Source organism: Vibrio chagasii (assembly GCA_041879415.1).
Classification (GTDB): Bacteria; Pseudomonadota; Gammaproteobacteria; order Enterobacterales; family Vibrionaceae; genus Vibrio.
Genome location: CP090852.1, coordinates 1,796,376 through 1,810,994 on the forward strand (window position 1 = coordinate 1,796,376; position 14,619 = coordinate 1,810,994).

Consider the following 14,619-nt stretch of genomic DNA (forward strand, 5'->3'; position numbering starts at 1 on the left):
ATAATTATGTCTGATATTACCAAAGCGACGACTTTCATGTTGTTGTCTACATTCAGTTTGTCTTTAAGCGGTTTAATGGCGAAGTATCTATCGGAAGCGATGCCTATTTCATTATTAAGCTTCGTGCGTTTTTTCTTACCTAGCCTGCTCTTATTCTTTTTTCTTATCTTTTCTAAAATCAGCAGGCCGACAGGAAATATGTGGAAGCCATTGGTCATGCGCGCGATATTCATGGTGGCATGTCAGTGGTGTTTTCTTACGTCGTTACAAACTTTAGCGCTGGTGGAAGGTGTGGTGCTATTCAGTACTGGACCGCTATTCATTCCTTTGTTAGAAAAGTTAATGTTTGGAACCAAAATTCATACAACAACCATATTTTGTTTAGTGATAACCTTTGTCGGTGTTGTGATGATGGCCGGGGATTGGTCGCAGTTTAAATTTGGCTCTGAGTTCTTGAGGCCTGAATTACTGCTCGGTTTGTTGGCTGGAGTATTCAACTCAGCGTCACAAGTGAGTTTGTATCGCGCTTCTAAAACCAGTCTCACGCCTGCAGAGCTCAATGCTTGGACATTCTTGGTTGCGGCAATATTGGTTATCCCAATGTTGGTATTCACCTCAATAAAAGGCACTTCTGGAGTGCAAGCAGATTCAAGTATTCTTAATACTTTAAAGACGATTGACCAAATCGGCTGGATTGGAATAGGTGCATTTGGATTGGCGTTATGTACTGTTAATACGCAGATCTTCCGTTCAAAGGCTTACAAGCTTGCAGAAAGTGGTTCTCAACTGGCTCCGTTAATTTTCACCAACATGTTATTTAGTGCACTGTGGCAAGGTGTGTTTTTTGATGATGTATTTTCTACTCAGCAGTTGGTCGGTATTAATCTGATTGTCGCTGCGAGCATCACAAACACATTGTTAGCGAAAAAGCACAGTAAAGCTGGGCAAGCAGCCAAGCCGACGAGCAGCTCCAAAGAAAGCTCGATGTTGGGTTTACAGCCAATAGTTAAGCGCTAACCGTTTAAAAGAGTGAGCGGATGTACTCTTTTACTTTATCGATATGTTTCGTTTCATCAACCTCGCATCGTTGGTTTGGTTCAAGGAATTGCTCGGCGTATTTGTCGTAGATTTTGTTTTCTAGAAACAGTAAATAGAGTTTAGGGTCGATATGGCCGCTGGTGGCCATGTTGGTCATGATATTGAGCGATTCACTGAGCAGCTTGCCTTTTTTATACGGACGATCGCTCGAAGTCAGGGCTTCAAATACGTCAGCAATTGCCATGGCTCTCGACGGAAGAGGTAACTGATCTTCGTTCAATCCTCGAGGGTAGCCCTTACCATCGATGCGTTCATGATGGGCACTGGCGATTTCAGGAATATTCTGTAGGTAAGGTGGGTAAGGGAGTTTGTTTAACATGGTGAAGGTCTGAATGATGTGGTCATTAATCATGAAGCGTTCCTCTTCGTTGAGAGTGCCACGATTGACCTTCAAATTATGCAGTTCGCCTTGGTTGTACTTGACTTCTCCCGGCTTAAGAACGAACTCTTCTTGCCACAATTCTGCTGGGTTAAAGCCGTTATCCCATGGAATCTTGTGTTCTGGTTTATCTGCAAGCAGTGGTTCCATCACTGGTAATGTCTGCTCATTATTATCTGGTTCAGCATCGGCAGATTGCGACGATTTCTGCCACGAGTTGTTTCTCTCTTTTTCAGCCCAAGATATTCCAAGTTGGTCGTCTAACGTTCGTTTCCATTGACGCTTGGCTATTTGGTCCAATCGTTCTAGCTGTTCTTGTGTCATTGATTCGCCGCCAAGGTTGCACTGGGCAACGAAGGCAAATTCTTCATCGAGAGTTGATAGGGTTTGCTCGAGGATCTGTAACTGCTCTTCCTGAAGTTCACCATTCGCCATCGCTTTCCAATAGTCGGTTTCAGCTTGCTGTTTAAGTAGCTCAAATCGCATGCGAACTTCGTGGATTCGGTCGTAAATGGTCTCGAGCTTGGTTGCTTTGTCTACTACATACTCAGGTGTGGTGACTTTCCCGCAGTCATGTAACCACGCGGCTAACATCAACTCTTCCCACTGTTTGCTGTCCAGAGAGAACTGAGGATAGTAACGGTCGTCATCTATAGTCGCTTGGGTTAACCATTTGGTTAGCTCGGGTACTCGCTGACAGTGACCGCCAGTGTAGGGGGACTTGGTATCTATCGCAGAGGCTATCAGCTCAATAAAAGCATTAAGCATATCTTTCTGTTGCTGCATTTGGTCAATGTTGTCTTTGGCTATTTCTGCAAAGCTTAATAACTCTCTTAAAAAGGCGTGTTTATCGGCCTGAGCTTTGGTGATAGGCCTTTCATAGCCAATCGCCACAATACCAACCAACAGCTTTTCACGGTTCAACAACGGGAAGAGGTATAGGTCTGAATTGAAGATGGAGTCTTGATAATAGTTGAGTACATTGTCTTCTCGATTTAGGTGGATGGTCTCTCCTGACTTGAGTTTGCACAGTAACCAAGGTGTGTGTTTGATGAAGTCATTGATGTCTGCTTTGAAGGGAATGATCGCTAGGTTGGCCGCGGTATCAAACACATCGTTCTCTTCTGATTGAGTAAACAGCACAATGGTTTCGGCTTTGGTGATCAGATAGCTTTGATGGGCAATGTTCTTGGCAAGTATTGAAAACTCCTGATTTCCTGCTGTGTCTCGCAGCAAGTTGATCAGGTCATGAAGTGTGTGTTCCATCAATTCAATGGAGTGGGCGAGGTTCGCGACCTCTTTGATCATGCTCTTTGGATAATGAGTACGGCGGAAATCGAATCGTGCGATGTTATCTGTAAGCTGCATCAAGGTATTGAGAGGCTGGGACAGGCGATTAGCCACTAGCCACACGATACCAAAGCAGATAAACAACATCCCAATCGCGACGGCGACCTGTTTGTCACGCATCGAAATAAGGTCGGAAAGTAGCTCATTATGGGGTGTTGCTTCTGCCAAATAGAGAGTCACATTTTGGGTGAGCTCAACCGGAGTTAAGGTCAATGCCCATGTGTTCAGGTTGTACTCTACGTTTTTTAGATCGAGATTAAACTTCTGTTCATCTGAGATTAGTGGGCCCAAAACAGATGCTTTTAACGCTTCCATTTGGTCTCGTTTAGGAATGTTGAAGAAGCTTTGCTCTTGCTCACTACCAGAGAGTTTACCTGTGCTTTGCCCATTACCTGTGTTGGCATTTTTAGCTTCGAGTGTGAGGTTCGAGGTGGTTAAATTAAGTTGATGCTGACCAAGAAGGTTAAAGTGTTGGTCAAATAGAGCGAGTCTAGTTTGTGGAGAATAAGCCAGCTCACTGATCTGAGAAGAGAGTGAACTTAGCGTGAAGTCAGCGCCTACCACATGCTTGCCATCAGCTGAACGTCTAGAAAGCGTTATGCCATTAGTTTTCAGGAAATAAAAAAGATAGGGCTCGGATAGGTGTATTGATCCATCTGGCTTTGCATTGCGATACCAAGTACGAGTTGTTGGGTTGAATTTACTCTCGCTTTGAACTGTGCTGATGACCTGATGTGCGCCATCGAGGTAAGTTATAAAGTTCTCGCCATCCAAATTGGTGCTGCTAACCATCATGGTCGCTTTGGCTGGGGCGTTATTTTCGGCTCTTTGCTTATTGGTGCTTAAGGGGCGAAAGATCCTGAAATCGCCATCTTCCGAGCCATAGAAGAGCGCGACCAAATTAGTATTCTGTTTGAAGATGATATCAACCGACGCTAGCCAAGACTCCTTTTCGATGGAAGCACTTTGCTGATTAACAAACGGGCTCACCGCCATCACATTCAATGTCGTAATGACCGGGGCTATCGCTTGTTTGAAAACAGACTCTAGCTTGTCACGGTGCTCATTACTGACCTCGCGAACGGTTCCCAGTAGCAACTCTTGAGAATGCCGATAGCTTATTGATATCAAAACTGCACCGACAAACGTTGTCAAAATTAGGAAAAGGCTAGTGATGTGGATACTCAGCGGATAACGTCTTCGTCTCATCTAACACTCCAGCGTGTGAACTGGTTTAAGTATTGACGAACTTGGGTAGGTTGCAAAAAATTGGCTCAATTATCAGGCTTGCACGTAGCCATGATTATGAAGCCAACCGATAGAATATTGGGTGAAGGTAGAGGTGACAGTTTGCCCTGTAGTAACTGGGCAATTAGTTACAAGAAAGCGCTAGGTTAAGGTGCTAATTGTCACTTTGTGCTGATAAACTGGCTCTATTGATACCATAAGGCACTCGATTCCAAGCTGAGGCTTTAGGTGTATTTTCTGAAAAGTTTAGATATCAAGAGAGGGCATTGATTTATGGAATTAAAGGTAGACACTCACACCCATACATACGCCAGTGGCCATGCCTACAGTACATTGATTGAAAATGCTAAATCGGCAAAACAAAACGGCCTTGCTATGTTCTGTACCACTGACCATTCAGAGTCAATGCCGGGAGCGCCACACTACTGGTTCTTTAGCAATCAGCGTGTACTTCCTCGCTTTATCGAAGGCGTTGCGATTATTCGCGGCGTTGAATCAAACATTATGAACACTCAGGGGGAAATCGATATACACCCAAGTGTTGATAAGAACTTAGATTGGGTAATTGCGAGCTTTCATGAGCCTGTATTCCGCCCGTCAGATTCTGTAGCTCATACTGAGGCTCTCTTAAATGTCATTAAAGGTGGTCGAGTCGATGCACTCGGTCATTTGGGTAATCCTAATTTTGATTTCGACTTTGAAGCGGTCATTCAATGTGCGGTAGAGCATAATGTAGCTATCGAGATTAATAACACGACCCTGAAAGGTAATAGCCGTGTGGGCAGTGTCGACCGTTGCTACGAGATCGCGAGAATAGCAAAAGCAAAAGGGGCATTTATCACTTCGGGTAGTGATGCTCATTTTTGTAATGATGTTGGTGGCTTGGATCTTGTGTCTGCGTTGCTTGATGAGGTTGGCATTGACTCGACTAAGGTGATTACCCATTCACCGCAGCAATTCTTATCGTTTCTGGCGTTACGTGGACGCAACGAAATCCCTGAATATTCGGCGCTTGTTTAAGAGAATGTCGGCGGGTTTGCATTTCGACACAATCAATTTTTGTGCCTGACGGATTTTTGTATACACTAGCCGGAAAATAATAAAGTCGAAGCGCTGAAATAATGACGGCGCTATCTTCAAAGTCACAGTTTCACTTGGAGAAACAATGAAAACTCGCTCAATCCTTTTATCTGGCCTAATCGCTGCAGCAGTAATGTCTGGCAATGCATTTGCTAACGTTGACCTTAAGAAAAACATGCAAGAAATGAAGCTTGCATTCAAACAAGCGGCAGAAGCTCAAAGCATTGAAGAGATGCAAAAACCTATCGTTCGTTTAGATACGCTAGTGGCAGAGCTAAAAACGGGTGTGTACCCAGTAGAGAAAGAAGAAAACTTCATGGAAGGCTTCAAGAAGATCAGTCTATCGATCGATAGCATTGAACAGAAGCTAGACCAAGGTGATTTCGAAGCAGCAAAACAAGAGCTGCGCACGATTGATGGCCTTCGTGAAGAGTACCACGACAAGCGTAACCCAAGTATCTGGAGCAAGATCTTCGGTTAATGAGTTAATCAAGAGCGTTTGCTTGTTAGACAGTTAACAAAGCCCAAACCTCAAGATTCGATTTCTAAAACGCCGCCTATATTTACCTTTATTGGAAAATATAGGCGGCGTTTTTTATTGGTGGCTTTTTAGCCGGGAGCCGTGCACGTACATGAATAATATGGGTTATGTTCTATTCGCGTAACCAGTTTTTAACTAAAAAGAGTGTGCGTTGGCTTCAACTTTTTAACCTGATGTTAATCTTTACGTTTACCTATATAACAAGTGCCTCATAATAAGGGAAATTTATAAAGATTTGGAATAATGCGCCGAACCTCGTTCAACCTCTCTATGTTACTTGCCACTGCATTAAGCTGGGCTTTAGTGACATTAATGCCTGTTATCAATGCTCATGGTAATAGTGCGGGAGTGTGGGCGTCGTTGTGTACGGTCAATGGGTTTGAACTGGTTCAAATCGAAGAGGGCGAGCCGAATACTCATAAAGGTAAGCCGTGTCCGTTTAGCCATTTTTCCACATTTCACCAAGATGAACTTCCAACTACACTACTCACAACTCGACTGAGTTTTATTGTCTCAGACAGCTACGCTTTTTTGGCTCTAAGCGAACGCTATTCGAGACAAGCCCCCCGTGGCCCTCCCTTTGTTACTGCTTAAACCTCACTCATTAAAATAATTAAAAAATATAGTATTAAGTAAAGTTAAACATGCCTTAGTGACTTTCTGATTTTTCAGAAGGTTCGTTTGCGCATGTCAAAGGAAATAATAATGTTGAGAAATGAATCTCAAACTCCTGTGAAGGCACAAGCGGCTTCGCAGTCTACAAGCAGTGCAACAAGCGATTCGAAAACCGATATTCAAAGCAAAGAGCGCAATAAAACCCTCTACTTTCTCACCTGGCGCTGGCATTTCTATGCTGGGCTGTTCGTTATCCCATTTATGCTGATGCTAAGTATTACGGGCTTAGTGATGTTGTTTGACGATGAGATCGAGCTGGCTTTTCATCAAGAGGCGATTGAAATTGCGGCATCCGGTGAACCAACCAAGGTTTCGCAGCAGTTAGCGGCAGTCCAAAAGCAATATCCACAAGGCTCAGTGACACAGTTTGTACCAAGCAAAGCGCCTGATTTGGCGAACAGATTTTCAGTTTCTCTTGAAGATGGCACATCTGTTTTCGCAACTGTGAATCAATACACCGGTGAAGTTGTTAGTGAAGTACCTCGCAGTGACAGCCTGTATCAATTAGCGAATGACATCCATGGCACGTTATTGATTGGCGATTGGGGAGACTACCTGATTGAAGTGGCGATCAGCTTGTCGATTCTGTTGCTCGTCAGTGGCATTTACCTATGGTTGCCAAGAGACAATGCGAGCCGTGCAGGCTTTCTTAAGGTGAGAGTATCATCAGGCCCGCGCGTACTGATGCGTGATCTGCATGCGAACATCGGTGGCACGTTATCTCTTATTCTGTTGCTCTTTATCCTGTCTGGTTTGGCGTGGACAGGTTTCTGGGGCGGTAAGTTAGTGCAAGCATGGAGCACTTTCCCTGCTCAAATGTGGGATGATATTCCGCTGTCTGATAAGACACACGCATCGCTTAACCATGGCTCAGAAGAGGAGCTTCCATGGAACTTGGAACAGACACCATTGCCGTTGTCTCAAGATAAGCCTGCCGAACATGTACATCATGTGGAAGAGGCGTCAGAACCTCATGATCACTCTAAGATGGGCGATGACCACTCTATGCATGTCATGTCTGCGAGTAGCTTTGCCATTGATGATGTCATTGAGAAAGCACGTGCTCTTGGTTTTACTCAATACAAGGTGAACTTCCCACGTTCGGAAACCGGTGTGTACACGGTGACAGCGAACACCATGGGCGGCGATATCATCGATCCAACTCAAGATCGTACCACGCACCTAGACCAATATTCAGGTCGTATCCTTGGTGAAGTGACCTGGCAAGATTACAACTTCATCGCTAAGACATTAGCGGTCGGTATTTCTCTACACCAAGGTGATATTAGTATTATCAACAAGCTTTTAAACGCCTTGTTCTGCTTGGCGTTCATCGTGGTATCAGTAACTGGCGGTGTGATGTGGTGGATGCGTAGACCATCAGGTCAACGTAAGCTTGGCGCGCCACCTAAGTTTGGTGATACTGGCCTATGGAAAGCTGGCTTGGTGAGTGTTGTTGTGATTTCAGTGCTATTTCCTCTCGCGGGAGCAACGATTGTCACAGCTATGATATTGGATTGGCTACTGTTCTCACGTGTTGAGAAGTTCAAAACGGCGTTGAGCTAATTGAACTGAAAACGGACCTTTTCAGCCTGAGAAGGTCCGTTTTGTATTCTGGCGGGAAGTTGATTGATCAGGAAAGTTTAGATTTGATAAAGCTCAAGCGGCAGACCGTCTGGGTCTGCGAAAAACGTGAATGACTTCCCTGTAAACTCATCAACTCGAATCGGTTCGACGTCGATTCCATGTTCTTCTAAATAACTTTTTACTACTTGAACGTCATCAACGCAAAAGGCTAAATGTCTTAACCCTTGAGCTTCTGGAAAGCTAGGCCTTTCAGGTGCATCAGGGAAGCTAAATAACTCTATTTGAGCACCATTGGGTAATGCCAGATCAAGTTTGTAAGACTGGCGCGCTTCTCGGTAATTCTCTGCAATTACTTCCAGCTGCAAAATCTCAGTGTAAAAGCGTTTCGATAGCTCGTAATTGGAACAGATGATTGCCGCGTGGTGGATTCCTTTTAGCATCAGTTTATTTCCCCTGCTAACTTGTCACCCAAGTGTTCCATCGCGTAGTCAATGAACACGCGAAGGCGGGCGGGCATGTATTTGGTTTGTGCGAACTGCATCGCGATGGCGCCGTGATAGTTACTCTTGATGGTCCAGTCATTCAATACTTGAACAACACTGCCTTCTGCTAACGCATCTTGAATCACGAAGTCATGGAAGATGCCAATCCCCAAACCTTCTTTCACACCTTTAAGTCGCATTTGAGAGTGGTTCACTGCGTATCGACCACTGACGGAGACGGTGTGAAACTCATCGTCTTTGAGAAAGTCCCAAATGTGGTCTTTGTCTGTTTCAGCTAGGTACAAACAATCATGCTGACTAAGATCCGTAGGGTGGGAAGGTGTCCCTTTGTGACCCAAATAATCAGGGCTCGCACACAGCACTAAGTTGGTTTTACCTAGTTCTTTTAACACCAAGCTCTCATCGGGCTTATCGGTAAGGCGAAACGCAATATCGATGCCTTGGCGTAGTATGTCGATATCACCATCAGCAGCGCGCAGTTTAAGTTGGATCTCTGGATACTGATTAAGAAATGGCACCACAAAAGGCTGAAGTACAGAGTTTAAAAACGCTTCTGGCGCAGCCACTGTGAGTGAGCCAGAAGGCTCGGTATGATCCGATGTCGATAACTCAACCGCTTGCTGCGCTGCGTTAATCATGACAACGCTCTGATCGTAAACCAATTGACCAGCCTGAGTGATAATAAGCGTACGAGTAGTTCGCTCAAAAAGCTTTACTGACAGTGCCTTCTCTAAACGCGTAATGAGTTTGCTGAGTGCAGAAGGTGTTACCCCTAGTTGCTTGGCTGCCGCAGTAAAACTGCCTTCGTTTACCACTAGGATAAATGAGGCAAGATCAGGAAGTAGGGCGATGAGTTTGGGGTTGACCATAAGTATCCATAAGAGTCAGCGGTGAGCGTAATAGTAATTGTGAGTGATCTAACTTAATTTGTGAATCAGTTTCATTAATTGGCAAAAGTAAAATGAGTCGTGATGATGTTTAACTACCGATTGTTTACTTAGCGATTTGCCTCTTCTTTAGCTCGATGTATTTGAGCAAATAACCCAACGCCCGACAATTTTTTAGACTTATACGAATTGGTGGGTTATCCATCTAACTTACTGTCAATAGCTATCTGACATAGCCATACCAAATATTACAAACTCGCGACATTAAAGCCGATATTATTCAAGAACTTTATGTTCGTATGACGGTCACAAGACTACTTAAAAATAATCGGTATCAATAATGGCAAAAATTTGGCTTGTCTCTGCTGTAAGCGTTGCATTGCTTGGCGGCGGTGCATATTTTTATCTGCAATCTTCCACTCAACCAGAGACGTTTCCAACGCTGGTGGTGGAAAAGGGAACCATTGAAAAACAAGCGGTAGCGGTCGGCAATATTGTTCCTGCGCACTCAGTGTCTATTAAGTCGCAAATCGATGGCATTGTGGGTGAGATGTACGTGCAGGTCGGTGAGAAGGTCAAGCAAGGCCAAGCATTGATTAAGGTTCGCCCGAACCCGACGCCGCAAGCACTAACCGACGCATCGACAGATCTCATGCGCAGCGAAGCCGACTTAGAATCTGCTAAACAAAAGCTGACTAACCTTGAAAGCTTGGTGAAACAAGACATCATCCCTAAAAACTACGACGAATACGTCAGCGCGCGGTCAGCAGTGAAATCGGCTCAAGCGAACGTACTGCAAAAGCGCCAGAACCTAGAACTGATCCGCAGTGGTGAAGCTTCCATTGGTAATGCCCGTTTAACTTCAACCATTTATGCACCAATTGATGGCACGGTATTAAACCGCAAAGTGGAAGTGGGTGAGCCAATCATCTCGACCGAATCCAGCCAAGCGGCGACAGAAATGATGTCTCTGGCTGACATGAACAGCCTGATCTTCAAAGGCAGCGTCAGCGAGCACGATGCTGCTCAGCTTACTCCGGGTATGCCTGTGTTACTTACCGTTGCACCTTATCCTGATATGGAAATTTCAGGTGTGTTAACCAAAGTTGCAATCCAATCAGAAAACCTTAACTCGCCAGAAGGTAATGCGACGGCAAAAAGCTTTGATAACGGGTTTGAAGTGGAAGTGGGTGAACTGAAGATCCCGAAAGAGATCTTACTGCGTTCGGGCTTTTCATCCACTGCACAAATCACACTGAAGAAATCTGAGAACGTCTTAACCTTGCCAGAGCGAGCACTGAAATTTGATGGCGATACACCAAACGTATTGATTCCAGATAGCTCAGAGCAAGGTTTCCACAAACAAAAAGTGAAGCTTGGTTTGTCGGATGGCATCAATGTAGAAGTATTGGACGGCGTTAAGCTAGACGAAGAAATCATCGATAACAGCATGATGATGGGAGCCGCGCATGGCTAAGCGAAACCTATCTAAAATCGGGTGCGCGATTCTGGCCGCCACACTCAGCTTACCAAGCTATGCCATCTCTATTGAACAAGCATGGCAACAGGCAAAGCAAAATGACCCGAACTATGAGAAAGCCAAAATTGGTGTTCAACTTGGCGAAGTAGGTGTCGATTCAAGTCGCAGTTCACTCTTACCCGGTTTAAGTGCCACGGCATCGGCGAATTGGAATGAATCCACAGACAACACCAACAGTTATGGCGCATCGCTTTCTCAAACTATTTGGGACAGCAGTTTATGGTCAGATTTGGATCAAGCCAATGCCAACTACATCAAAGCTCAGCTAGAGCTGACTCAGTCACACAATGAATTAGCTAAAAGATTGCTTTCATCGTATTTGGATGTCGCGAGTGCACAAGGTGATTTGCAGTTGGCGCAGTCCAAACTGGAAGAAGGCAATAAACTGTTGAAGATCATCGAGAAGCGTTACCGAGCAGGTAAAGTGAAATCGGTGGATGTAGAAGAGATCCGTGCGACACAAGTTGCCGATAAGGCCGGTATTTTGAATGCGCGCTCAGATTTAGAAGTCAAACGAGCAGAACTGGCGGCTTTGATTAACCAAGCTCCCCAAGGTGTTGACCAAATTCGAACTGACTCTCTTGTTCAACCGCCAATGATGGTGGAATCGCAAGAACAATGGCTAAAGCTTGCTAAAGATAGTAGCCCAGAGTTGCTGGTGGCAGCACAGAACGTGAAAGCCAGCGAGTTTGCCAAAGATTCAGCCCAAGGCGGCTACTACCCAACGGTGAAAGGTAATGTTGGGTATAACGATGATGACCGACGTAAAGACGGTGAATTCAGCGCTGGCATTACACTCAGTGTACCGATTGACTTGAATGGCGCAACGCGTGCCAGAGTGGAAGAAGCGTCACTCAATACCTTCAGCGCAAAACAAGACTTACGTAAAGTCGAAATCGACATCCAAAAGCGTGTGATTCAGCAATTTACTCAAGTCGACATTAACTGGAACCAAGTTTTGATGGCGGACGAATTGGTTACTTCTCGCGAGAAAGTGTTGCGCAGCAAAGAGAAACTTTACGATGCCGGTATGTTAGAAGTTTCGGAAGTGATTAGTGCGCACAACAGCTTGTTTGAGGCGAAAAATAGCCTGCAAAACAATCTGTACAACTACTGGCGTCAGCGTATCGGCTTGTTGCAAACCGCCGGTAAGTTAGATGATGACACCATGGTACTGATCTCCCGAGCATTTAACTCATGACCCGTCTATTTCAGCAAACTTTATTACAGCAGACCATATTGCAGCAAACATGGCAAACACTGATGGCGCATCGCGTGAAGAGCATGCTGGCCATCGTGGCTATTGCTTGGGGGGTAATTTCAGTTGTGGTGTTGATTGCATTGGGTGAAGGTTTTTATCGCCATCAAACTCTGCAGTTGTCATTTATGGTCAACAATGTGCAAGTCGCCTTTCCGTCGAGTACCAGCAAACCTTGGCATGGCTTACCTATGAGACGCGAGATCCAGATCCCGCAGGACAAGGTCGATATGATTGAACAATCGGGTTTTGTGAAACAAGCATCCAGTGTTTATGCCAAGTGGGATGCGAACGTCACCAATGAAAAAGGGCAGAAACTGACAAGCTTCGTCAGTGGCATTGATTCCCATTACTTCTCGTTGATTCAACGTAAGTTGGAGCAAGGTTCGCGTAACCTTTCCCCCACTGATATTGCTAACCACACCCGTGTCGCGATTCTGGGGGATCAAGTCGCCAGGATGGGGGGAATTCACGTCGGGCAAACTGCCAAAGTTAATGGCATTCCATTTTTGGTAATCGGCATTATGAAAGACGAAGATGCGGGCATTTCATTTGGTGATAGCCGCAAAGTCTTCATCCCTCATACCACGTATCTTGATTTGTGGGATGCGAAACCTTGGATGCTGCTACTCAAGCCTGTCGACGGTATGGATGGCAACGCATTCCGACAAGCTATTGTTAACTTCTATGCCAAGCAATTGCACTTCGACCCAACCGACAAAGAAGCGATTGACCTGCCAGACTTCAGTGAGGGCGCAGCGGTGATCACGGGTATTTTCCGCGGCATTCAAATCTTCCTTGGGGCAAGTGGCGCAATGACTATGGCCGTTGGGGCGCTCGGTGTCGCAAATATTATGTTCCTCTCTGTGACAGAGCGAACGCGAGAAATCGGTGTACGCTTGGCGATTGGCGCAACGCAAAAATCCATACTCAGCCAGTTCATCCTTGAAGGATTGTTATTGGTGGCTGTTGGTACAGCACTTGGCTTAATGGTGGCTTACTTGGTGGTGGCATTGCTCGGGTCTATGCATTTACCGGATTGGTTAGGTTTCCCTGTGATTACGCAAGATTCCATTATTTTGTCATTGTTGGTGACTCTCGTTCTAGCGCTGTTGGCGTCTTACTTTCCGGCAAGGCGAGCATCGCGTCTCACCCCCGTAATCGCATTAAGTGCGAGGGCGTAAATATGTTGCTACCAATGAGACAAATCTTTCAGGAAATGGCAGCAGAAAAGCTGCGTTTGGGATTGACCATTCTTGCCGTTGCATGGGCAACCCTATGTATCGCAGCCATGCTGGCGGTGGGCGAGGGCATTCGCCAAGGCGTATTGAGAACAGCGCAAGATGGTAACGGGAACCTGATTTACTTAACCGGGGGCATGGCGACCGTCGATTATGGCGTGTTCCATCAAGGTAAGTTTTTAACCTTAAAAGCGGATGATACTGACGTAATTAAAGCTCTGCCAGAGGTGAAAAGCGTTGCGCCAACCGCAGTTTGGGATGAGCGCATTACAGTCGGTGATCGAGGAATATGGCAAAAACCATTAGCCGTCACGACAGACTTCGCATCTATGACCAACTTGATCCCGATGGATGGCGGACGTTGGCTCAATCCACTAGACCAAAAAGAGATGCGTAAAGTCGTTGTGTTGGGCTATTCACTTGCTGCGGACTTGTTTAACCCTATTGAAGATTTCAGCTGGTTTACCCCTGTGACACTGCAAACCAACCCTGTCGGTGAAAAGGTCAAGATTGGCAGTGAAGAGTTCACCGTAATTGGTGTGTTGAAGAAGAACAGTGCTGAAATCGAACAGGGCGACCAAATCAACTACGCCAGCTTCGTGCCGTTAGCCACGTGGCAACGCTTTCATACTAACGGCGAGATCGGAGGCATCAACGTTGAGCCGCAAGCTCATGCTGATCGTGAAAAACTGGCAAAGACCATTCGTCAGGTGATCGCTCGTAAACACGGCGCCAGTGTGAGTGATGAGCAGGTCGTCCAAGTGGAAGACATGTTCCTCAGACAGAAAAGCATGCAGCAGTTCTTGATTGGCTTACAAAGCTTTCTTGGCATCATCGGCTTTGTCACGCTGGCCGTGGCGGGCGTAGGGATTGCGAATGTCATGTACGCGACCGTAAAACGTTCCACCCGAGACATCGGTGTGCGCATGGCAGTTGGTGCCACGCCCACTGCCATTCGTCTTCACTACCTAGTGCAATCGATGATGACCATGATGCTCGGCGGTGTGCTGGGGCTAGGTGTGACTTACACGCTTGTATCTGCCATCAGCGCCATAAACTTAGAAGGGAACACCTTCTATGAACATCTTGGGAAACCTGTCCCTGAGCTGTCTTGGATCGTTGTTGCGATTGTGATTTCCACCTTGGTGTTTATTGGTGTCGCCTCTGCATGGCTGCCTGCAAACCGCGCTGCCAAAGTGAGTCCATTGGAGGCGCTGCAAAGTGAATAACAA

Annotated in this window: 12 protein-coding genes; 9 read left to right on the forward strand and 3 right to left on the reverse strand. The window is 45.8% G+C overall.

What is annotated here, in order from left to right; translation table 11 throughout:
• Positions 1-6: 6 nt before the first annotated feature.
• Positions 7-1,017: a DMT family transporter gene (locus L0991_21945; protein ID XGB64675.1), complete on the forward strand. Its 1,011-nt coding sequence runs from the start codon at positions 7-9 to the stop codon at positions 1,015-1,017.
• A gap of 4 nt (positions 1,018-1,021) precedes the next feature.
• Here the strand turns inward: L0991_21945 and L0991_21950 are convergent, their stop codons facing one another.
• Positions 1,022-4,036, reverse strand: a complete 3,015-nt coding sequence (locus L0991_21950) for an HD domain-containing protein (GenBank protein ID XGB64676.1) — start codon at positions 4,034-4,036, stop codon at positions 1,022-1,024.
• Between the two features lie 312 nt (positions 4,037-4,348).
• On the opposite strand from L0991_21950, the gene L0991_21955 reads away from it, so the two are divergent.
• The 4 genes from L0991_21955 (at position 4,349) to L0991_21970 (ending at position 7,937) form a co-directional block, all read left to right on the forward strand.
• The gene (locus L0991_21955; protein ID XGB64677.1) at positions 4,349-5,095 is read left to right on the forward strand and encodes a phosphatase; all 747 of its coding nucleotides are present in this window, start codon (positions 4,349-4,351) and stop codon (positions 5,093-5,095) included.
• A gap of 145 nt (positions 5,096-5,240) precedes the next feature.
• Positions 5,241-5,636 carry a cytochrome b562 gene (locus L0991_21960; GenBank protein XGB64678.1) on the forward strand — a complete coding sequence of 132 codons (396 nt, stop codon included), beginning with the start codon at positions 5,241-5,243 and terminating at the stop codon, positions 5,634-5,636.
• Positions 5,637-5,939: 303 nt separating this feature from the next.
• Positions 5,940-6,290 (forward strand): hypothetical protein, encoded by a 351-nt coding sequence (locus L0991_21965; protein XGB64679.1) that lies wholly within the window; start codon positions 5,940-5,942, stop codon positions 6,288-6,290.
• Between the two features lie 111 nt (positions 6,291-6,401).
• Positions 6,402-7,937 (forward strand): PepSY domain-containing protein, encoded by a 1,536-nt coding sequence (locus L0991_21970; protein XGB64680.1) that lies wholly within the window; start codon positions 6,402-6,404, stop codon positions 7,935-7,937.
• 77 nt (positions 7,938-8,014) lie between these two features.
• On the opposite strand, the gene L0991_21975 is transcribed toward L0991_21970, so the two are convergent.
• Together L0991_21975 and L0991_21980 are read right to left on the reverse strand one after the other, a co-directional pair.
• Complete coding sequence (locus tag L0991_21975) at positions 8,015-8,398, reverse strand: VOC family protein (protein XGB64681.1); 384 nt, start codon at positions 8,396-8,398, stop codon at positions 8,015-8,017.
• A complete protein-coding gene (locus L0991_21980; GenBank protein ID XGB64682.1) occupies positions 8,398-9,330 on the reverse strand; it encodes a LysR family transcriptional regulator in 933 nt (310 codons plus the stop codon). Before L0991_21980 ends, L0991_21975 begins: the two co-directional genes overlap by 1 nt.
• A gap of 358 nt (positions 9,331-9,688) precedes the next feature.
• On the opposite strand from L0991_21980, the gene L0991_21985 reads away from it, so the two are divergent.
• From L0991_21985 to L0991_22000, 4 genes are read left to right on the forward strand one after another with little or no spacing between them, the layout of a single operon-like run.
• On the forward strand, positions 9,689-10,825 hold the full coding sequence (locus tag L0991_21985; GenBank protein XGB64683.1) for an efflux RND transporter periplasmic adaptor subunit: 1,137 nt from the start codon (positions 9,689-9,691) through the stop codon (positions 10,823-10,825).
• Positions 10,818-12,089, forward strand: a complete 1,272-nt coding sequence (locus tag L0991_21990) for a TolC family protein (GenBank protein ID XGB64684.1) — start codon at positions 10,818-10,820, stop codon at positions 12,087-12,089. Before L0991_21985 ends, L0991_21990 begins: the two co-directional genes overlap by 8 nt.
• Complete coding sequence (locus L0991_21995) at positions 12,086-13,330, forward strand: ABC transporter permease (protein XGB64685.1); 1,245 nt, start codon at positions 12,086-12,088, stop codon at positions 13,328-13,330. The genes L0991_21990 and L0991_21995 overlap by 4 nt, the downstream gene beginning before the upstream one ends.
• A gap of 2 nt (positions 13,331-13,332) precedes the next feature.
• Positions 13,333-14,616, forward strand: a complete 1,284-nt coding sequence (locus L0991_22000) for an ABC transporter permease (GenBank protein XGB64686.1) — start codon at positions 13,333-13,335, stop codon at positions 14,614-14,616.
• The last annotated feature ends 3 nt before the right edge of the window (positions 14,617-14,619 follow it).

What these genes read in the sequence shown, in the direction of transcription:
- L0991_21990 (XGB64684.1), top strand. Translation starts at nt 10,818, where the DNA reads ATGGCTAAGCGAAACCTATCTAAAATCGGGTGCGCGATTCTGGCCGCC.
- L0991_21965 (XGB64679.1), top strand. Translation starts at nt 5,940, where the DNA reads ATGCGCCGAACCTCGTTCAACCTCTCTATGTTACTTGCCACTGCATTA.
- L0991_21955 (XGB64677.1), top strand. Translation starts at nt 4,349, where the DNA reads ATGGAATTAAAGGTAGACACTCACACCCATACATACGCCAGTGGCCAT.
- L0991_21970 (XGB64680.1), top strand. Translation starts at nt 6,402, where the DNA reads ATGTTGAGAAATGAATCTCAAACTCCTGTGAAGGCACAAGCGGCTTCG.
- L0991_21950 (XGB64676.1), bottom strand. Translation starts at nt 4,036, where the DNA reads ATGAGACGAAGACGTTATCCGCTGAGTATCCACATCACTAGCCTTTTC.
- L0991_21960 (XGB64678.1), top strand. Translation starts at nt 5,241, where the DNA reads ATGAAAACTCGCTCAATCCTTTTATCTGGCCTAATCGCTGCAGCAGTA.
- L0991_21985 (XGB64683.1), top strand. Translation starts at nt 9,689, where the DNA reads ATGGCAAAAATTTGGCTTGTCTCTGCTGTAAGCGTTGCATTGCTTGGC.
- L0991_22000 (XGB64686.1), top strand. Translation starts at nt 13,333, where the DNA reads ATGTTGCTACCAATGAGACAAATCTTTCAGGAAATGGCAGCAGAAAAG.
- L0991_21995 (XGB64685.1), top strand. Translation starts at nt 12,086, where the DNA reads ATGACCCGTCTATTTCAGCAAACTTTATTACAGCAGACCATATTGCAG.
- L0991_21980 (XGB64682.1), bottom strand. Translation starts at nt 9,330, where the DNA reads ATGGTCAACCCCAAACTCATCGCCCTACTTCCTGATCTTGCCTCATTT.
- L0991_21975 (XGB64681.1), bottom strand. Translation starts at nt 8,398, where the DNA reads ATGCTAAAAGGAATCCACCACGCGGCAATCATCTGTTCCAATTACGAG.
- L0991_21945 (XGB64675.1), top strand. Translation starts at nt 7, where the DNA reads ATGTCTGATATTACCAAAGCGACGACTTTCATGTTGTTGTCTACATTC.